Source organism: Rhodobacteraceae bacterium LMO-JJ12, from assembly GCA_021555075.1.
GTDB lineage: Bacteria > Pseudomonadota > Alphaproteobacteria > Rhodobacterales > Rhodobacteraceae > JAKGBX01.
Genome location: JAKGBX010000001.1, coordinates 1414109 through 1432619, shown reverse-complemented (window position 1 = coordinate 1432619; position 18511 = coordinate 1414109). Strand labels below are relative to the sequence as shown.

Annotated in this window: 18 protein-coding genes; 16 read left to right on the top strand and 2 right to left on the bottom strand. The window is 60.2% G+C overall.

The features are described from left to right. Window positions 1-208 precede the first annotated feature (208 nt). The 3 genes from LZG00_06885 (at window position 209) to LZG00_06875 (ending at window position 2363) form a co-directional block, all read left to right on the top strand. Window positions 209-1084 (top strand): S-methyl-5'-thioadenosine phosphorylase, encoded by an 876-nt coding sequence (locus LZG00_06885; GenBank protein ID MCF3593721.1) that lies wholly within the window; start codon window positions 209-211, stop codon window positions 1082-1084. 107 nt (window positions 1085-1191) lie between these two features. Further along, a complete protein-coding gene (locus tag LZG00_06880; GenBank protein ID MCF3593720.1) occupies window positions 1192-1824 on the top strand; it encodes a LysE family translocator in 633 nt (210 codons plus the stop codon). A gap of 8 nt (window positions 1825-1832) precedes the next feature. Continuing rightward, window positions 1833-2363, top strand: coding sequence for an adenine phosphoribosyltransferase (locus tag LZG00_06875; protein ID MCF3593719.1), 531 nt, complete (start codon window positions 1833-1835; stop codon window positions 2361-2363). Between the two features lie 23 nt (window positions 2364-2386). Here LZG00_06875 and LZG00_06870 read toward each other — a convergent pair whose 3' ends face one another. Then, a complete protein-coding gene (locus LZG00_06870; protein ID MCF3593718.1) occupies window positions 2387-3814 on the bottom strand; it encodes a metallopeptidase TldD-related protein in 1428 nt (475 codons plus the stop codon). A gap of 197 nt (window positions 3815-4011) precedes the next feature. On the opposite strand from LZG00_06870, the gene coxB reads away from it, so the two are divergent. The 12 genes from coxB to dprA all read left to right on the top strand — a co-directional run bounded on the left by coxB (window position 4012) and on the right by dprA (window position 15204). Further along, window positions 4012-4923 carry a cytochrome c oxidase subunit II gene (gene coxB, locus LZG00_06865; GenBank protein ID MCF3593717.1) on the top strand — a complete coding sequence of 304 codons (912 nt, stop codon included), beginning with the start codon at window positions 4012-4014 and terminating at the stop codon, window positions 4921-4923. 62 nt (window positions 4924-4985) lie between these two features. Next, the gene (gene cyoE / locus LZG00_06860) at window positions 4986-5924 is read left to right on the top strand and encodes a heme o synthase (GenBank protein MCF3593716.1); all 939 of its coding nucleotides are present in this window, start codon (window positions 4986-4988) and stop codon (window positions 5922-5924) included. Window position 5925: 1 nt separating this feature from the next. Next, window positions 5926-6111 (top strand): hypothetical protein, encoded by a 186-nt coding sequence (locus LZG00_06855; protein ID MCF3593715.1) that lies wholly within the window; start codon window positions 5926-5928, stop codon window positions 6109-6111. Further along, window positions 6111-6707, top strand: coding sequence for a cytochrome c oxidase assembly protein (locus LZG00_06850; GenBank protein ID MCF3593714.1), 597 nt, complete (start codon window positions 6111-6113; stop codon window positions 6705-6707). Before LZG00_06855 ends, LZG00_06850 begins: the two co-directional genes overlap by 1 nt. A 1-nt stretch (window position 6708) precedes the next feature. Next, a complete protein-coding gene (locus LZG00_06845) occupies window positions 6709-7509 on the top strand; it encodes a cytochrome c oxidase subunit 3 (protein ID MCF3593713.1) in 801 nt (266 codons plus the stop codon). Between the two features lie 144 nt (window positions 7510-7653). Beyond that, window positions 7654-8379 carry a hypothetical protein gene (locus LZG00_06840; GenBank protein ID MCF3593712.1) on the top strand — a complete coding sequence of 242 codons (726 nt, stop codon included), beginning with the start codon at window positions 7654-7656 and terminating at the stop codon, window positions 8377-8379. A gap of 79 nt (window positions 8380-8458) precedes the next feature. After that, a complete protein-coding gene (locus tag LZG00_06835) occupies window positions 8459-9151 on the top strand; it encodes an SURF1 family protein (GenBank protein MCF3593711.1) in 693 nt (230 codons plus the stop codon). After that, window positions 9151-10536 carry a threonine synthase gene (gene thrC, locus LZG00_06830; protein MCF3593710.1) on the top strand — a complete coding sequence of 462 codons (1386 nt, stop codon included), beginning with the start codon at window positions 9151-9153 and terminating at the stop codon, window positions 10534-10536. Before LZG00_06835 ends, thrC begins: the two co-directional genes overlap by 1 nt. Continuing rightward, window positions 10533-11795: an insulinase family protein gene (locus LZG00_06825; protein ID MCF3593709.1), complete on the top strand. Its 1263-nt coding sequence runs from the start codon at window positions 10533-10535 to the stop codon at window positions 11793-11795. Before thrC ends, LZG00_06825 begins: the two co-directional genes overlap by 4 nt. Beyond that, entirely contained in the window at window positions 11795-12382 is a 588-nt protein-coding gene (locus LZG00_06820) for a GNAT family N-acetyltransferase (GenBank protein ID MCF3593708.1), read from the top strand. Before LZG00_06825 ends, LZG00_06820 begins: the two co-directional genes overlap by 1 nt. Window positions 12383-12512: 130 nt before the next feature. Further along, window positions 12513-13934, top strand: a complete 1422-nt coding sequence (locus tag LZG00_06815; protein ID MCF3593707.1) for an FAD-binding oxidoreductase — start codon at window positions 12513-12515, stop codon at window positions 13932-13934. An 85-nt stretch (window positions 13935-14019) separates the two neighbouring features. Next, complete coding sequence (dprA, locus tag LZG00_06810) at window positions 14020-15204, top strand: DNA-processing protein DprA (protein ID MCF3593706.1); 1185 nt, start codon at window positions 14020-14022, stop codon at window positions 15202-15204. A gap of 8 nt (window positions 15205-15212) precedes the next feature. Here dprA and LZG00_06805 read toward each other — a convergent pair whose 3' ends face one another. Next, window positions 15213-15665 (bottom strand): hypothetical protein, encoded by a 453-nt coding sequence (locus LZG00_06805; GenBank protein MCF3593705.1) that lies wholly within the window; start codon window positions 15663-15665, stop codon window positions 15213-15215. A 164-nt stretch (window positions 15666-15829) separates the two neighbouring features. Here LZG00_06805 and topA point away from each other — a divergent pair, with 164 nt between their 5' ends. Beyond that, on the top strand, window positions 15830-18433 hold the full coding sequence (gene topA / locus LZG00_06800) for a type I DNA topoisomerase (protein ID MCF3593704.1): 2604 nt from the start codon (window positions 15830-15832) through the stop codon (window positions 18431-18433). The last annotated feature ends 78 nt before the right edge of the window (window positions 18434-18511 follow it).

Genomic DNA, 18511 nt, shown 5'->3' with positions numbered 1-18511 from the left:
TTTTCTTGCGCATGGCGCAATAAAGGTTAACGATTCGCGCCCCTTGCAGCGCATAACGTCCCCGACAGCCGCGGCGCAGCCGGGCGGCAGCCGAATGTCACCCCCTCGAATCTGCCCAAAAATGCGGCATTAACACGGCGCACGCCGACTTGCCTTTCGCCGCGACGGCGGTCACAAATGCGCCCTGAACAGCAGCGTTGAGGATAACATGACCGACACCATGATTGCCGTGATCGGCGGCTCGGGGATTTATGACATCGACGGGCTGGATGGCGCCGAATGGACCGCTGTTGAAACCCCCTGGGGGGCACCGTCCGATCAGATCCTGACGGGCAGGTTGAATGGCGTGAAAATGGCATTTCTGCCGCGTCACGGGCGCGGCCATGTGCATTCCCCTTCCTCGGTGCCCTACCGCGCCAATATCGACGCGCTCAAGCGGATCGGGGTGACGGATGTGATCTCGGTCTCGGCCTGCGGCAGCTTTCGCGAAGAAATGGCGCCGGGCGATTTTGTCGTTGTAGATCAATTCATTGACCGCACATTCGCCCGCGAGAAAAGCTTCTTCGGCGAAGGCTGCGTGGCCCATGTCAGCGTGGCGCATCCGACCTGTGCGCGTCTCTCTGCCGCTTGCCTTGCGGCCGGGCGCGACGCCGGGATCACCATGCATCAGGGCGGCACCTATCTCGCCATGGAAGGCCCGCAGTTTTCCACTCTGGCGGAATCCAAAATGTATCGCGAACACTGGGGCGCGGATGTGATCGGCATGACCAACATGCCCGAAGCCAAACTCGCCCGCGAAGCCGAGCTTTGCTATGCCTCCGTCGCGATGGTGACCGATTACGACAGTTGGCATCCCGATCATGGCGAGGTGGATGTGTCTGAAATCATTGCCACTTTAACGGGCAATGCCGACAAGGGCCGAAGCCTGGTGGGTCGCCTTCCAGCCCTCTTGGGCGATCAGCGCGCACCCTGTCCGCATGGCTGCGACCGCGCCCTTGAATATGCCATCCTCACCGCCCCCCAAGCGCGCGATCCCGCGCTTGTGCAAAAGCTCTCTGCCATCATGGGCCGTGTGCTGGGGTGAGGCTGCATAGCGTTGACATTGCACACTTTCTTGCATTTTTCGCCATTCTCAATACGCCGCCGTTTCTCGCAATCGCCTCGCACGCCACATAAGAAAGGTCCCGCCCCATGGCCCTCGAACTCTGGTTCACCTTCGTCGCCGCCTCCACGGCGCTGTTGCTCATCCCCGGCCCGACAGTGCTCTTGGTGCTATCCTATGCGCTCAGCCAGGGGCGGCGCGTTGCCGTTGCCTCGGCGACCGGTGTGGCGCTCGGCGATCTTGTCGCGATGAGCGCGTCGCTGGCCGGGCTCGGCGCGCTGGTGTTGACTTCGGCCATGCTGTTCACCGCGTTGAAATGGATCGGTGCCGCCTATCTGGTCTGGATGGGCCTCAAACTCCTGCGCACGGCCCCAAACCAAGGCCTGAGTCTGCCTGACGCACCGGGCTCGATCCACGCCCGCTCGGTCTTCTGGCACGCCGCCGCCGTGACCGCGCTCAACCCGAAATCCATTGCATTCTTCATCGCTTTCGTGCCGCAATTCATCCGCCCTGATCAGGCGCTCTTGCCGCAATTCGCCATTCTGATCTCAACATTTGTAGGGCTTGCCGCGATCAATTCGCTCGCCTATGCCCTGCTGGCGGATCGTCTACGTGCCACTATTCGACGACCCAACGTCATCACATGGCTTACACGCACTGGCGGAGTGGCACTGATCGCGATGGGCGTTATGACAGCCACTTTGCGCCGCGCAACCTCTTGAGGATACATATGAAAACCGTCAAAGACTATATCCGCACCATCGTCGACTTTCCCCATGAAGGGATCTTGTTTCGCGATGTCACCACGCTGTTTGCCGATCCGCGCGGCTTTCGCATGGCGATTGACCAGATGCTGCATCCCTATGCCGGAGTTGAAATCGACAAGGTCGTGGGACTCGAAGCGCGCGGGTTTATTTTGGGCGGGGCGATTGCCCATCAACTGACCGTCGGGTTCGTGCCAATCCGCAAGAAAGGCAAACTGCCCGGGCCGGTGATTTCCGAAGAATACACCCTCGAATATGGCGAGGCCGTGGTTGAAATTCATGATGACGCGATCCAACCGGGCGAGAAAATCCTGGTGGTTGATGACCTTCTGGCCACCGGTGGCACGGCGCAAGCCGGGATCAAGCTGATCGAACGGCTGGGCGGCGAGATTGTCGGCTGTTCCTTCATCATCGACCTGCCCGAACTTGGCGGGCGGGCCAAACTCGAAGGTCTAGGGATGGACGTTAAGGCCCTCTGTGATTTCGAGGGCCTTTAAGCGCCGCTAAAATCCGCGCCCCGTCAGGCTCCGGCGGCAGAGCCGCCCACGGTCAGCCCACCAATTAGCGTGGTCGGCTGGCCCACACCCACCGGCACCCATTGCCCGGCCTTGCCGCAATTGCCCATACCGGGATCAAGCGCCATGTCATTGCCGAGGCCCCGGATATTCTTGAGCGCGGTGGCCCCATCCCCGATCAAGGTGGCACCGTTGACCGGCGCACCAACCTTGCCGTTCTGCACCCTGTACGCCTCGGTGCAGGAGAACACGAACTTGCCGTTGGTGATATCGACCTGCCCGCCCCCAAAGCCCACAGCCCAGATCCCATCCTTCATACCGGCCACCAGATCTCCGGGATCGGCCTCGCCGCCCAGCATATAGGTATTGGTCATGCGCGGCATTGGCGCATGGGCATAGCTTTCGCGCCGCCCGTTGCCGGTGGGTGCGACCCCCATCAGCCGGGCATTCTGACGGTCCTGCATAAAGCCGACCAGAACACCGTCCTCAATCAGCGTGGTCTTGGAACTCGGCGTGCCTTCATCATCAAACGAAAGCGAACCGCGCCTATCCGGGATCGTGCCATCATCCAGAACGGTTACGCCCGGCGCGGCAATCCGCTGGCCCATCAATCCGGCAAAGGCCGAGCTGCCCTTGCGGTTGAAATCCCCTTCCAGCCCGTGACCAATGGCCTCGTGCAGCAAAATGCCGGGCCATCCCGGCCCCAACACCACATCCATTTGCCCCGCAGGCGCAGGCACCGCTTCGAGATTGACCAACGCCACGCGCAACGCCTCGCGCGCCTTGGCCTGCCAGTCGGCAGGATCAATCAGCCCGGCAAGACCAAGCCGCCCACCGCCCCCCGCCGAGCCGCTTTCACGTCGCCCATCCTGATCAACGATCACCGACACGTTGAGCCGCGTCATCGGGCGAACATCGCGCAGGTGCTGCCCATCTGGGCGCAGGATTTCGATCTCCTGACATGAGGCTGCAATCACCGCCGAAACCTGCACAACCCGCGGATCGAGATCCCGCAGGAAAGCATCAATCTCGCGCAATGTTTCGATCTTCACGGGGAATTCAGCATCGGAAATCGGATCAAGATCCCCATACATTCGGCGATTGGTTTCAACCGGGCCATCGGCCATGGTGCCCCCCCCCGCCCCGACCGCCAGACGCGCAGTATCGACCGCACGGGTCAGCGCGGCCTCGGAAATTTCGGTAGAATGGGCATATCCCGCCACATCGCCTTTCACAGCGCGCAGGCCGAATCCCTCGGATGCATCATAGCTGGCGGTTTTCACCCGCCCGTCATCAAAAACCAGCGCCTCACCCCGGCGACGTTCCAGGAAAATCTCACCATCATCGGCGCCATCGGTGGCGCGGCGCAACAAATCAAGGGCCTTGCCGAAATCGAGCGCCTGCTCGAAGGGGCGAAAAGAAAGTTCACTCATTTGGCTTTCATCCTCTCTTCCATGCCCCGGCAATTTGATCTATGTCAAAAAAGACGTCAGTTCGCCGCAAGCGGAATTCTTATATCACTCACAGTGAATATGGTTTTTACTTGCGGTAAAACAACGGGTTTTTCGCCAACTGCGGAAAGTTCGGACAAACAAAAAATGAAGACCACTCAAACCGACCGGGGTGACATATGCGACTTTTCTCCAAGCTCTCCACAGTGATAGCCACCATTTCCGCCGCTCCGGCGATGGCACAGGCGACTTTGGAATCCGTCGGCAAGCCGGTTAACGGCGCGCTGAATTTTCAGCCCGCCGCGACCGAGCTGGCCCGCGACATCCATTTCCTTGACACCATGATCAACTATATCATCTTTGCGATCTGCCTGCTGGTGTTCGTTTTGGTGGCTTACATCATCGTGCGTTACAACCGCCGTTCCAATCCGAACCCATCCAGCTTCACACACAACACACCGATCGAGGTTATCTGGACCATCGGGCCGATTGTGATCTTGGTGTTCATCGGTGCGTTTTCGTTGCCGGTGCTGTTCAAACAACAGGAAATTCCGGTTGGCGAAGTCAACATCAAGGTTATCGGACACCAATGGTATTGGAGCTATGAATACACCGATACCGAAGACAATTTTGCCTTCGACAGCCACATGATTGGCAACTTCGCAAGTCTGGATGAAGACGAACGCCCGGCTGATGCCGATGTGACACCTTTTGTTTTGACCGACGCCATGCGCGCCAAACTGGTTGATGCGGGCTATAACGAAGATGAATTCCTGCTCGCCACGACCACGGCCGTGGTCGTGCCTGTAGACAAGGTCGTCGTGATGACCGTCACCGCCGATGACGTGATCCACTCGTGGACCATTCCCGCCTTTGGCGTGAAGCAGGATGCGGTTCCCGGGCGGCTGGCCCAACTCTGGTTCAAGGCCGAGCGTGAAGGCATTTACTTTGGTCAATGCTCTGAACTTTGCGGCAAGGACCACGCCTATATGCCAATCACTGTAAAAGTAGTGAGCCAGGAAACCTATGACAAATGGCTGGCAGAAGTGACCGCAGCCGACGAATACGTCGATGTTGCTTCCCTGAACTAAACTGATCCGGCAAGAACAGTCGCCCCCGTCGGTTGGGGGCGACTTTGTCGAAAGGCCCCGAAATGACCGATACCAACATTCAGACACAAACCACGACGGGTGACGCCGGCTTTGGCGATTTCTTCGCGCTCCTGAAGCCGCGCGTGATGTCTCTGGTTGTGTTCACCGCGTTGGTCGGTCTCTTGGCTGCGCCGCAGGGCGTGCATCCGGTGATCGGTTTTACGGCAATCTTGTTCATCGCATTGGGCGGCGGCGCGTCGGGCGCGCTCAACATGTGGTGGGACGCCGATATCGACCGGATCATGAAGCGCACCCAAAACCGCCCGATCCCCGCAGGCCGGGTGAGCGAGGGCGAAGCCCTGGGCTTTGGGGTCTTCCTGTCAGGCTTCTCGGTGGTGATGCTGTGGCTGGCCAGCAATTGGGTGGCCGCCGCGATTCTGGCCTTCACCATCTTCTTTTATGCCGTGGTTTATTCCATGTGGCTGAAACGCTCGACCCCGCAAAACATCGTGATCGGCGGGGCCGCAGGTGCCTTTCCCCCGATGATCGGCTGGGCCGTGGCCACGGGTGGCATCTCCACCGAATCCATTCTGATGTTCACTCTGATCTTCATGTGGACACCGCCGCATTTCTGGGCGCTGGCCCTGTTCATGAAGTCCGACTATCACAAGGCCCGCGTGCCCATGCTGACCGTGACCCACGGTCGGCGCGTCACACGCAACCACATTCTGGTCTATACCATTTTGCTCACGCCAATCGCGCTTGGCATTGCCGCCACCTCGATTGGTGGGCCTCTTTATCTCGCGGTTGCCGTAGTGCTGAACGCGCTCTTCCTGCGGGGTGCCTGGGCGATCTGGCGCCGCGATGAAACGGTGGCAGAAGCCGATGACTACCGCGTCGAAAAAAAGGTCTTCCGCCTGTCGCTCGTCTATCTCTTCGGCCATTTCCTTGCAATTCTGGCACAAGCCGTGCTGCGGGCCTATGGCATGGGGGGCTGGTAACATGGCATTGAAAGTCGAACACGAACTGCACCACCGCCGACTTGGGCGTAATGTCGGCCTCGGGCTGGTGCTGGTGGCCTTCGTGGTGTTGATCTTCGCGCTGACACTGGCCAAGACCAAACGCGGCGACTTTCAGGTTGCACCCGAACCCGCAGCAGCCACGCAAACGCAAGAAGGCGGCAACTGATGGCGCTTCAAGGCAAGCATAAGACATTGGCCCAGACGATCAGCGTTGTGATCGTCATGGGGGCGCTGGCTTGGGCTTCGGTGCCGTTTTATGACTGGTTCTGCCGGGTCACCGGCTTTGGCGGCACGCCCGGTACCGCAATCGCGGGCAGCGATCAGATACTGGATCGCACTGTCAAAGTGCGCTTTGATGCCTCGCAAGCACGCGGATTTGGCTGGGAATTCAAGCCGCTGCAAAAAGAGATGGAACTCAGGATCGGCGAAACCGGCTTGGCTTTTTATGAGGCTTACAACCCGACCAAACGGGCAATTGCCGGTCAGGCGAGCTATAATGTGACGCCCTATGAAGCGGGTTATTTCTTCAACAAGATCGAATGCTTCTGCTTTACCGAACAGGTCTTGCAGCCCGGCGAGCGTGTGGAAATGCCCGTCAGTTTCTATGTCGATCCCGAAATGGTCGATGATCGCGATGCAAAATACGTTCACACCATCACGCTAAGCTATACTTTCTACGAAATCGACATACCCGAAGCCGAAACGGCCGCGCGTGTCGACACCACCATCAACACAACCAAAGAAGCCTCCAACGAGGGATAATATGGCGCACGAAAAAAATCACGATTATCACATTCTGAGCCCTTCCATCTGGCCCCTGATGGGGGCGCTGGCCGGGTTTATTCTGCTCTTCGGGGCGGTGCTCTATTTCCATAGTGTGACCCCTTGGGTCATGATCATAGGCTTCCTCTTCACCTTCTACGTCATGTTTGGCTGGTGGTCCGAAGTAGTGGCAGAATCAAAAGTCGGCGATCATACGCCAGTGGTTCAGATCGGTCTACGCTATGGCGTGGTGCTGTTCATCATCTCGGAAGTAATGTTCTTCGCCGCCTGGTTCTGGACCTTCTTCAAACACGCGATGTATCCGATGGGCCCCGAAAGCCCGATGGTCGATGGCGTCTGGCCGCCCGCAGGGATCGAAACTTTCGACCCTTGGCATTTGCCGCTGATCAACACGCTGATCCTGCTTTGCTCGGGCATGGCCGCGACATGGGCACACCATGCGATTGCCCATGAAAACAACCGCGAAGACATGAAATGGGGTCTGATCCTCGCCGTTGCTCTGGGCATTCTTTTCACCGTGTTTCAGGCTTATGAATACAGCCACGCGCAGTTCGGCTTTGCTGGCAACATCTATGGCGCGTCATTCTTCATGGCCACTGGGTTCCATGGTTTCCATGTTCTCATCGGCACCATCTTCCTGTTTGTTTGCCTGATGCGTCTGCAAGCGGGGCATTTCACCCAAGAAAGCCATGTCGGCTTTGAAGCGGCGGCTTGGTATTGGCACTTCGTCGATGTGGTCTGGCTGTTCCTCTTTGCTGCGATCTATATTTGGGGCAGCTAAGCGCAAACCCATTTGAATTATTTGAAACGCCCCGGTTCACGCCGGGGCGTTTTGCTTTCATGCCACATACACTTCGCTAGCCCCGCTATGTCCTTTGAAACAACCCTGTTATGCTGCCCGTCATCCATTGGTGGAGGAATTGATTTGGCACATGTGGCACGCGACGGCCAAACGGTCTTTACTGCACCGCGCGGCCTTTGGTGGCTTAGCCTGCTCACGCTGGTCCTCCTCGTCTTCCTCACTCTTCTGGTTCTCGGTCTCGGCATTGGTCTTTTCATGACCGGCTATCCGCTGGCCGGGGCCTTCTTTGTCTTGCTGGCTGCCTTCTTTGTCGTGCTTCTGCGCCAAGTGCTGCGCAACACGCGCGGCCTTGGGGGCTGGCGCGTCACACTTGCGGGCGAAAACCTGCGACTCAACCTGCCCGCCGCCCGCTCGCTCACGCGGCCACTCACGTCAATTGATCGCCTGCTGCCTCTGTCAGAGATCGCGGTGATTGAAACCCGGCTGGAAAGCTATCGCAGCCTTGGCATGGCCAACATGAACCGCAGCTATGCCCTGCGCCTCAAGGATGGCAGCGCCATCATCCTCGGCGAAGATCGCGCCCAGAACACCAGCATGGCACACCACCATGTCGCCGATACCGCGCAAGCGCTTGTCGATCGTGGGATCACGATGCAGGATCTGGGTATGTCCGAAGGCAGCGGCGGCTTGCTCGGCGTCGCCTTCGCGCGCCCCGCCGATTGGGACGCCCCAGCCCTAGAGCCTGCCCGCGCCGAGATGCTAACCCGAAGGGCGCGGCGCACTGGCACAGTGGCCACCGTCGGCGCGCTCATCGTGCTGCTGGCGATTGCCCTGCAAAACCTCTTCTGAGCACAACCGCCGCGCGCCCTTGCAACCCGACCCGTTTCCCGCCTAAACCAAGCGCCGCACCCTTTGCTTGAGGTCACCCTTGCGCCGCAACCTGCCCTTTCTGATTTTCGCCGCCCTCGTGTTGGCAATCTTCATTGCGTTGGGCAATTGGCAGCTTCGCCGACTGGGCGAAAAAACCGCCTATCTGGCCGAAATCGACACCCAGATCAGCGCCCCGCCCGTGGCTGTTCCAGACACCCCCGACCCTGAACAAGATCGCTTTCTAGCGGTCAAGGCCGATGGCAGCCTTGTAGGCCCGGAGATTCATATGCTGGTCTCAACCCGCGATTTCGGGGCGGGCTTTCGTATCATTCAGGCGTTTGAAACAGACGGTCGCCGCCTTCTGATTGACCGCGGCTTTATCCGCACCACCGACAAATCCACCAGCCGCCCCACCGGCCCACTCAGCGTGACCGGCAATCTTTATTGGCCCGATGAGATTGATGGCTATACCCCCGAAACCGATCTCGCCGCCAACATCTGGTATGCCCGCGACGTGCCTGCGCTCGCACGCACGCTCGATACCGAAGAGGTGATGATCATCGCGCGCGAAACCACACCCTCCGATCCGCACATATCCCCCCTGCCCGTCGACACGGCAAGCATTCCCAACCGCCACCTTGAATACGTTCTCACCTGGTATGGTCTCGCCCTGACCTGGGTGCTAATGAGCCTCTACTTTCTGCGCCGCCGCCGCGGCAAAAATGACGGCACTGACAAAGGCATAATGTGATGAAATACATCTCGACACGCGGCACCGCACCGGTGCTCAGCTTTGAAGAGGCCATGCTGACCGGTCTTGCACGCGATGGCGGGCTTTATCTGCCTGAAACCATCCCGACACTCAGCCACGCCGACATCGCGGCATTGGCCGGGCAAAGCTATGAAGATATCGCTTTTCGCATCATGCGCCCCTATCTTGGCGACACATTCACCGACAAAGAATTCCGCGCCATAATCGCACGCGCCTACGACGGTTTCGGCCATGCCGCACGCGCCCCGCTCGTGCAGCTCGCCCCGAACCATTTCCTCTTGGAGCTGTTTCACGGCCCGACGCTGGCGTTCAAGGATTTCGCCATGCAACTCATCGGTCAACTGTTTCAGGCAGCCCTTGAGCGCAACGGCAAACGCGTCACCATCGTCGGCGCCACCAGCGGCGACACCGGAAGCGCGGCGATTGAAGCCTTCAAGGGCCTCGATAATGTCGATGTCTTCATCCTGTTCCCGCATGGCAGGGTCAGCGAAGTGCAACGCCGCCAGATGACCACGCCACCCGAGAGCAACGTGCACGCCCTCGCCATGACCGGCGACTTCGACGATTGTCAGGCCCGCGTCAAAGACATGTTCAACCATTTCGAATTCCGCGATGCCGTCGGCCTCGCCGGGGTAAACTCGATCAACTTCGCGCGCGTTCTGGCCCAGGTGGTCTATTATTTCTATTCCGCCGTCAGCCTCGGCGCACCGGATCGCAAGGTGAGCTTCACAGTGCCGACCGGAAATTTCGGCGATATCTTTGCAGGTTACCTCGCCAAACGCATGGGCCTGCCCATCGACCGTCTGGTGATCGCAACCAACCAAAACGACATCCTGCATCGATGCCTTTCGACAAGCGATTACAAACCCGATGGCGTCACGCCCTCGATCAGCCCCTCGATGGATATTCAGGTCAGCTCGAATTTCGAACGCGCCCTGTTTGAGGCCTACGGGCGCGATGGCAAAGCCGTGGCGCAACTGATGGACGAATTGAAAGCGGGTGGTTTCTCGGTCAGTCAGGGCGCGCTGGAAGCGCTGCGCGAGAGCTATGACAGCGGGCGTTGCTCTGAAGAAGAGACCAGCACCACGATCACAGATATGGCAAGAACCACGGGCGAGGTTCTATGCCCGCATTCCGCCGTCGGTGTGAAAGTGGCAAATGAAATGCGTGACCCTGCAACCGCGATGATCACGCTTGCCACGGCACATCCCGCAAAGTTCCCCGACGCGGTCGAAGCCGCAACAGGCACGCGCCCGCCCCTACCACCACGCATGGCCGACCTGTTCGAACGCCCCGAGCGGGTCACGCGGGTTGAAAACGACCTTGCCACTATCGAAGCCCTGATCGAGGAGCGCCGCCTTTGAGCGTTGAAATAACCACCCTCGCCAACGGGTTTCGCATCGTCACCGAACACATGCCGGGCCTGCAATCGGCCAGCGTCGGCATCTGGATCACCGCTGGCGCGCGCCATGAACGCCCCGAACAAAACGGCATCGCGCATTTTCTCGAACATATGGCCTTCAAAGGCACCAAGCGGCGCACCGCCGTTGAGATTGCCGAAGCCATCGAAGATGTCGGCGGCTATATCAACGCCTATACCAGCCGCGAGGCAACCGCCTACTACGCGCGGGTTCTGGGCGCGGATGTCGGGCTTGCCATCGACGTCATTGGCGACATCCTGCGCAACTCGGCGCTCGACCCCGGCGAGATCGAGATCGAACGCCATGTCATCTTGTCAGAGATCGGCCAGGCGCTGGATACGCCCGACGATGTGATCTTTGACTGGCTACAGGAATGCGCCTATCCCGATCAGCCGTTCGGCCGCACCATCCTCGGCCCGCCTGAACGGGTGAAAGCCTTTGGCCAGGACGATTTGCGCCGCTTCGTCAGCGAGCATTACTGCGCCAAACAGATGATCCTGGCTGCGGCGGGCGATGTCGATCATGGTGAGATCGTCAAGCAGGCCGAGGCGATGTTTGGCGACCTGCAACCCGGCACCACCGCCAAGACCGACCCCGCGCGCTTTGCAGGCGGCGAAACACGCCACGAAAAGCAGCTTGAACAGGCGCATTTCGCGTTGGCATTCGAGGCACCGGGGGTGAGCGATCCGTCGATCTATACCGCCCAGATCTATGCCAATGCGCTCGGCGGCGGCATGTCCTCGCGCCTGTTTCAGGAAATCCGCGAGCGGCGCGGCCTCTGCTATACCATCTTCGCCCAGTCCGGCGCCTATTGCGATACCGGCTTGATGACCATCTACGCTGGCACATCCGGCGAACAGATCGCCGATCTGGCACAGATCACCATCGACGAAATGCACCGATCCTCGGACGACATGAGCGAAGCCGAGTTGGCACGCGCGCGCGCGCAGATGAAGGCCGGCCTGCTCATGGGGCTGGAGAGCCCGTCAAACCGGGCCGAGAGGCTGGCGCGCATGATCCAACTCTGGAACCGGGTGCCCGGCGTCGACGAGATTGTCGAGCGGATCGATGCGGTAAAACTGTCTGACCTGCGCGACTTCGCCGGGCATATGGCCGTAGAGGCAGGCTCCGCCCTGGCGCTCTATGGTCCTGTGGCTGGCGCGCCCTCGCTGGAGGCCATCAATAAAAGGCGTGCAGCGTGATGCTGCTGCGTAATCGCAGAAAGATCCGGCTCGAAACCGAGCGCCTGACCCTGCGCGCGCCCCAGCACGCGGATTTTCATCCCTGGACAGGTCTGCGCCATGACAGCGCCGATTTCCTGCAACCCTGGGAGCCGGCCTGGGCCAGCGATCACCTGACACGTCGCGCCTTCACCAATCGGGTCTACTGGGCGCAGCGCTCGATCAACGGTGAAACGGCCTTGCCCCTATTTCTGGTGCGGCGCGAGGACGAAACCTTGATCGGGGCGATCACGCTCGACAACATCCGCCGCGGCCCCGCGCAGGCGGGCACTCTGGGCTATTGGGTGGGCGAACCGTTTTCCCGGCAAGGGTATATGCGCGAAGCCATCGAGGCCGTGGTCCACCATGCCTTTCAACGCATGGATCTCAGCCGCATCGAAGCCGCCTGCCTGCCGGAAAACACCGCCTCGCGGGGGTTGCTGGAAAAGACCGGGTTCAAATACGAAGGCGTGGCACAGAGCTATCTTCAGATATCCGGGCGCTGGCGCAGCCATGTGCTCTATGCCGCGCTGCGCGGTGATCGGCGCGGGCGCACCGACGTGGGCTGAGGTGTCCGCTGCGCCCGGCCTGCGGACGCTGCGTCGGGGTTGACGACAGGATTTTGGATATTTTTCAGCAAGATGAAGGAACAGGTCGGATTTCTGTTCGAAACCCCGGCGCGACTTGGTATGAAACGGCATGAACCTGAACCCCGCTGACGAGAGTTTTCGCGCCCGCCTTCGCGACGTGCTGCCCGAGGCGGCCCTGCGTGATGTGGCGCCGCGCTATCTCGAAGAGCCGCGCGGCCGCTGGCACGGTCAGGCCGCTTTCGTGGTGGCGCCTGCCGACACCCGGGAAGTTGCGCGCGCCATAAGGGCGGCTGGCGAGGCGCGCGTCGGGGTCGTGCCATATGGCGGGGGAACCGGGCTGGTTGGCGGGCAGGTCATGCCCGATGGGCCAATGCCGATGATCCTGTCGCTGGAACGGATGAATCGGGTGCGCGAGATTTATCCGCATGAGAACGTGCTGATCGCCGAGGCGGGGGCGATCTTGGAGGATGTCCACACCGCCGCCGAGGCGCATGACCGGTTGTTTCCACTGTCCATCGCTGCCAAGGGATCGGCGAGGATCGGCGGTATTCTATCGACCAACGCGGGCGGTGTGAATGTGCTGCGTTATGGCAATGCGCGCGATCTCTGTCTGGGGATCGAGGCCGTCTTGCCAGATGGCGCGATCTATCACGGGCTGACCCGGCTGCGCAAAGACAACACCGGCTATGACCTGCGCAATCTTCTGATCGGTGCAGAGGGCACCTTGGGCGTCATCACCCAAGCCGCATTGAAGCTGGCACCTGTTCCTGCTGCGTCGGGAACCGCATTGCTTGATGTAGAAAGCCCGGCAGCCGCACTGCGGCTCTTGTCCTTGGCCCGCGCTCAGGTCGGCGAAGCTGTCAGCGCCTTTGAGTTGATTTCCGGGCAGGGGCTGGAGTTTTTGGCCGAGACCTTGCCAGACCTGCGCCGCCCCTTTGATTCGACCCCCGGATGGATGGTGTTGATCGAACTGGGCCTCTCGGGGGGCGCGTCGGACCCACAGACCGCGCTCGAGCAGCTCTTTGAAGCTGGTTTGGAGGCGGGGTTGGTGCGCGACGGGATGGTGGCCCAATCGGGCGCCCAGCGCGACACGCTTTGGCAATTGCGCGAGCAAATCCCCGAAGCCAACCGCTTGGTGGGCGCGATTTCGAGCCATGACATAGCGCTGCCACTCAGCGAAATTGCGCCGTTCATCGACCGGGCCGGCGTGGCGCTGGCCAAATTGGGGGAGTTTCGCATCAATTGTTTCGGACATCTGGGCGATGGAAACCTGCACTATAACGTGTTTCCGGTTCGGGGGCGGCAACGAGGCGATTATCCCGGGATGGCGTCAAAAGTTCAGGAAATGGTGCATGACATGGTCGTTGCTCTGGGCGGATCATTTTCCGCCGAGCACGGTGTCGGGCGCTTGAAAACACGCGATCTTGAGCGTTATGGCGATCCCGCGCGGCTGGCGGCGATGCGCGCGATCAAATCCGCGCTCGACCCGGTGGGAATCATGAACCCGGGGGCGGTCTTGCGAGGAAAATGACGGCTGGGCAAAAAATTCTACAGTGGTTTACCGGCCGTTAACCATCCGTGCGCTAGAGATGGTTCTGCAAGCAAGCGGAGTCACGATGGCGCAAGAGTTTCACTCTTCCACTCACCCCCCACTCCCACCCACCACGGAAGATGAAAAGCTTTCGTGGCTCCGTTTGCTGCGTTCCAGGCGGGTTGGGATTTCCACGTTCTACAGAATGATGGGCGAACACGGCTCGGCCCGCGAGGCTCTGGAGGCATTGCCCCGGATGGCCCAAAGCGCCGGGATCAAGGATTACGCCACCTGCCCGGAAAGCACCGCCCTGTGCGAGATGCGCGCGGGCCATCGGGTCGGCGCGCGTTTGGTGGCGATTGGCGAAGCGGGATACCCCGCTCAGCTGAGCGATCTCGAAGATGCGCCGCCGCTCTTGTGGCTCAAGGGGCAAGACGCGGTGCTGCAGCGCCCGATGATTGCCATTGTGGGCGCGCGCAATGCCTCATCGCTTGGCATGCGCATGGCCAAATCCCTGGCGCGCGAATTGGCCGAGCGCGGCTTTATCATCGTTTCGGGGCTGGCACGCGGAATCGACACTGCGGCGCACAAGGCCTGCGTGCAAGACGGCACCATTGCGGTGATGGCGGGGGGAATCGACGTGATCTACCCGGCGGAAAACGCCGGATTGGCTGGCGAGATCGACGTGACCGGGCTGCGGCTCTCGGAACAACCCATGGGCATGCAACCGACTGCGCGGCATTTTCCACGACGCAATCGGCTGATCTCCGGGATGGCGGCGGCGGTTGTGGTTATCGAAGCGGCGGCAAAATCTGGCTCTCTCATTACCGCGCGCAACGCGCTCGACCAGGGGCGCGAGGTTCTGGCTGTGCCGGGCCATCCCTTTGACGCGCGGGCTTCGGGCTGCAACATGCTGATCAGGGACGGTGCGCGCCTTGTGCGTAATGCTGATGATGTGATCGAGGCGCTGGCGCCGATCGCCCCGATGGCCACTGACAAGGCTCAGGCCGAAATGCCCCTGTCGATGTCCGACATGGCTGCTCCGCCACCCGAGCGCCGGTCACTGCGCGAAACTGCACAGTTGCACCAGCAGATCCTTGATCGGCTCGGCCCCTCCCCGGTGGCCGAAGACCAGTTGATCCGCGATCTCAAAACGTCGGCAAATTGCATGGCCCCGGCACTGCTGGATCTGGAATTGCAGGGGCACGTTGCCCGACAGCCCGGCGGGCTGTTGAGCCTGACGGTGGGGTCAGAGAGAAAAGACAACTGAAGCAGGCTTCAACCTGCACAAAATTCAGGAATCACCGCAAAATATTCTTCGCAGAATGCATTGTCGGCGTACCAGACATCCGTGGCGCCAATCGCCCAATGCACCGCCACCCAGGTATCGCCCACCTTGCGGTAAAGCGCCTGCACGGTCATCCCGTCCATGAAGTCGGGGTCGATATGGCCGCGCTCATAGCCCGGCGTCTGGCGGTAATCAATGGCCGCGCCGCCCGGTCGCTGCGCGCTAAGAGAGGCGAATCCCACCGTATCTGGCAGCCCCTGATTCTCGGCCAGCCGCAGATCATGGACAACAAATTCGACCGGTTTACCAAGCTGCCATTCAACATGCGGGCGAAGTGCGTCCATCAACGCCGCGCGCACCGCCGTGCCGCGCGCCGGTTCGACAAAGTCAGCACGCAGCGCACTGGCGCAGAAGACGAGTGCTAAAATGACGGGGCGAAACATGGCAGAGCCCTTCCATATATTCCCATAAACTGGCATTCAGGCACAGTCGTTGCGCTCCTGAAACCTCTGCGCAAGGTTCCTTTATTCACATCGCATTGACAATACCCCCATCCCCCGCCCATGTTCCGCCGCCAGTGTGACGCGGTCGAGTCGAAAGGAATTTCATGCCAGTTGTTGTCGTCGAATCTCCGGCCAAGGCCAAAACCATCAACAAGTATCTTGGCAAGGATTACGTCGTTCTCGCGTCCTACGGGCATGTCCGTGACCTGCCGCCCAAGGATGGCTCGGTCGACACCGAAAATGACTTCGAAATGAAGTGGGAGGTTGGCGCGGATTCGCGCAGCCATATGAAAGCCATCGCCGATGCGCTGAAAGATGACCCCGACCTCATTCTCGCAACTGACCCCGACCGCGAAGGCGAAGCGATCAGCTGGCATCTTGAAGAAGCGCTCAGAAAACGCCGCGCGCTGAAGAAAGACAGCCATGTCAGCCGCGTTGTGTTCAACGCCATCACCAAATCCGCCGTCACCGAAGCAATGAAAAACCCGCGCGAGATCGACCAACCCCTGGTTGATGCCTACCTCGCACGCCGCGCGCTTGATTATCTTGTCGGCTTCAATCTCAGCCCGGTGCTCTGGCGCAAACTGCCCGGCGCACGTTCGGCGGGTCGTGTGCAATCGGTCTGCCTGCGCCTCATCGTCGAGCGCGAAATGGAGATCGAGGCGTTCAACCCGCGTGAATACTGGAGCGTCAAGGCGATCCTGCAAACCCCGCGCGGCAAGGAATACGAGGCGCGTCTCACCGTTCTGGCGGGCAAGAAGCTCGATAAATTCGATATCGAAAACGCGACGCAGGCTGAATTGGCCGTGCAGGCAATCAACAGCCGCGACCTCAGCATTACGTCGGTTGAGGCCAAACCGGCCACGCGCAATCCCAGCCCACCCTTCATGACATCGACCCTGCAACAAGAAGCCAGCCGCAAATTCGGCATGGGTGCGCGCCAGTGCATGAGCACCGCCCAGCGTCTCTATGAGGCGGGTCACATTACTTATATGAGAACCGATGGCATCGACATGGCGCCCGAAGCCGTCACCGCCGCGCGCGACGCGATTGGCAAGCGTTATGGCAAGGAATACGTCCCCGCCAGCCCGCGCATCTACAAGAACAAGGCCAAGAACGCGCAAGAAGCGCACGAATGTATCCGTCCCACCGATATGGAGGCCGATGCCACCAGTCTGAAGCTCAAGGAAGAGGATCAGCGCAAGCTCTATGATCTGATCTGGAAACGCACGCTGGCCTGTCAGATGGAAAGCGCACGTCTTGAGCGCACCACCGTGGATGTGGGCAGCCAAGACGGTCAGGTTGGCCTGCGCGCCACCGGTCAGGTTGTCTTGTTTGACGGCTTCATGGCCGTCTATGAAGAAGGACGCGACGATCAGGTGGTCGATGACGACGACAAACGCCTGCCCCAGATCATGCAGGGCGAAGCCGCCAAGAAAACCGCCGTCGATCCTGAGCAGCATTTCACCCAACCACCGCCGCGCTATACCGAGGCGACATTGGTCAAACGCATGGAAGAACTCGGCATCGGCCGCCCCTCGACCTATGCCAGCATTGTCACCACGATTCAGGAGCGCGAATATGTCCGCAAGGACAAGAACCGCCTGATCCCCGAAGACAAGGGCCGGATCGTCACGATCTTCCTGCTCAATTTCTTCCGCAACTACGTCGGTTACGAGTTTACCGCCAATCTGGAATCCGAACTTGACGACGTTAGCGCGGGCAACCGCGACTACAAGAACGTGCTCAAACGTTTCTGGCAGGATTTCTCGGCCGCCATTGCCGAAACCTCTGAATTGCGCATCTCTCAGGTGCTCGACGTGCTGGATGAAGCCCTTTCGGATCAGCTTTACCCGCCGCGCGAAGACGGCAGCGATCCACGCGTCTGCCCGAAATGCGGCACCGGGCAGTTGCACCTCAAATCCTCGCGCACCGGTGGTTTTGTCGGTTGTGGCAACTATCCTGAATGCACCTATACCCGCCCCATCGCGGGCGAAGGGGCCGAGGGCGATGAGCGCCTGCTGGGCGAAGATGCGGGCGACGAAATCTGGCTCAAGGCCGGGCGCTTTGGCCCCTACGTGCAACGTGGTGAGCCAACACCAGAGAACAAGAAGCCACCGCGCGCCTCCCTGCCCAAGGGCTGGGACAAGGATGCAATGGACCTCGAAAAGGCGCTCACCCTGCTGAGTTTGCCGCGCCAAATTGGCGAACATCCCGAAGGTGGCATGATCACCACCAATTTCGGGCGCTTTGGCCCCTACGTCATGCACAAGCTACCGGATGACGCCAAACCGACCTATGCCAACCTCAAAGACCCCAATGACGTTTTTGAGCTGGGCATGAACCGCGCGGTCGAGCTTTTGGCCGAGAAACGCGCCAATCCGGGCCGACGTGGCAGCCGCGCTGCCGCCAAACCGCTCAAGGAATTGGGCGAACATCCCGAAAACGGCGGTCCGGTCAATGTGCTTGATGGGCGCTATGGCCCCTATGTGAAGTGGGATAAGGTCAACGCGACTCTCCCCGACGGGACCGAACCTGCGGATGTGACCATGGACATGGCCGTGGAGTTGATCGCAGCGAAGGCCAGCAAATCGGGCGGACGCAAGAAGGCAGCACCCAAGAAAAAGGCAGCGGCTAAAAAACCCGCAGCCAAGAAGAAAGCGGCGCCCAAAAAGGCGGCACCCAAGAAGGCAGCGGCCAAGGAGTAACCCTTTGGCCGCGCCTTTCCGCACAAAACATTCTGACACACAGATGTGATTGGCCTTTGATCGGGCCAAACTGCTAGC

Coding starts and splice junctions, on each gene's coding strand:
- LZG00_06885 (MCF3593721.1), top strand. CDS start 209: ATGACCGACACCATGATTGCCGTGATCGGCGGCTCGGGGATTTATGAC.
- LZG00_06880 (MCF3593720.1), top strand. CDS start 1,192: ATGGCCCTCGAACTCTGGTTCACCTTCGTCGCCGCCTCCACGGCGCTG.
- LZG00_06875 (MCF3593719.1), top strand. CDS start 1,833: ATGAAAACCGTCAAAGACTATATCCGCACCATCGTCGACTTTCCCCAT.
- LZG00_06870 (MCF3593718.1), bottom strand. CDS start 3,814: ATGAGTGAACTTTCTTTTCGCCCCTTCGAGCAGGCGCTCGATTTCGGC.
- coxB (MCF3593717.1), top strand. CDS start 4,012: ATGCGACTTTTCTCCAAGCTCTCCACAGTGATAGCCACCATTTCCGCC.
- cyoE (MCF3593716.1), top strand. CDS start 4,986: ATGACCGATACCAACATTCAGACACAAACCACGACGGGTGACGCCGGC.
- LZG00_06855 (MCF3593715.1), top strand. CDS start 5,926: ATGGCATTGAAAGTCGAACACGAACTGCACCACCGCCGACTTGGGCGT.
- LZG00_06850 (MCF3593714.1), top strand. CDS start 6,111: ATGGCGCTTCAAGGCAAGCATAAGACATTGGCCCAGACGATCAGCGTT.
- LZG00_06845 (MCF3593713.1), top strand. CDS start 6,709: ATGGCGCACGAAAAAAATCACGATTATCACATTCTGAGCCCTTCCATC.
- thrC (MCF3593710.1), top strand. CDS start 9,151: ATGAAATACATCTCGACACGCGGCACCGCACCGGTGCTCAGCTTTGAA.
- LZG00_06820 (MCF3593708.1), top strand. CDS start 11,795: ATGCTGCTGCGTAATCGCAGAAAGATCCGGCTCGAAACCGAGCGCCTG.
- LZG00_06815 (MCF3593707.1), top strand. CDS start 12,513: ATGAACCTGAACCCCGCTGACGAGAGTTTTCGCGCCCGCCTTCGCGAC.
- dprA (MCF3593706.1), top strand. CDS start 14,020: ATGGCGCAAGAGTTTCACTCTTCCACTCACCCCCCACTCCCACCCACC.
- LZG00_06805 (MCF3593705.1), bottom strand. CDS start 15,665: ATGTTTCGCCCCGTCATTTTAGCACTCGTCTTCTGCGCCAGTGCGCTG.
- topA (MCF3593704.1), top strand. CDS start 15,830: ATGCCAGTTGTTGTCGTCGAATCTCCGGCCAAGGCCAAAACCATCAAC.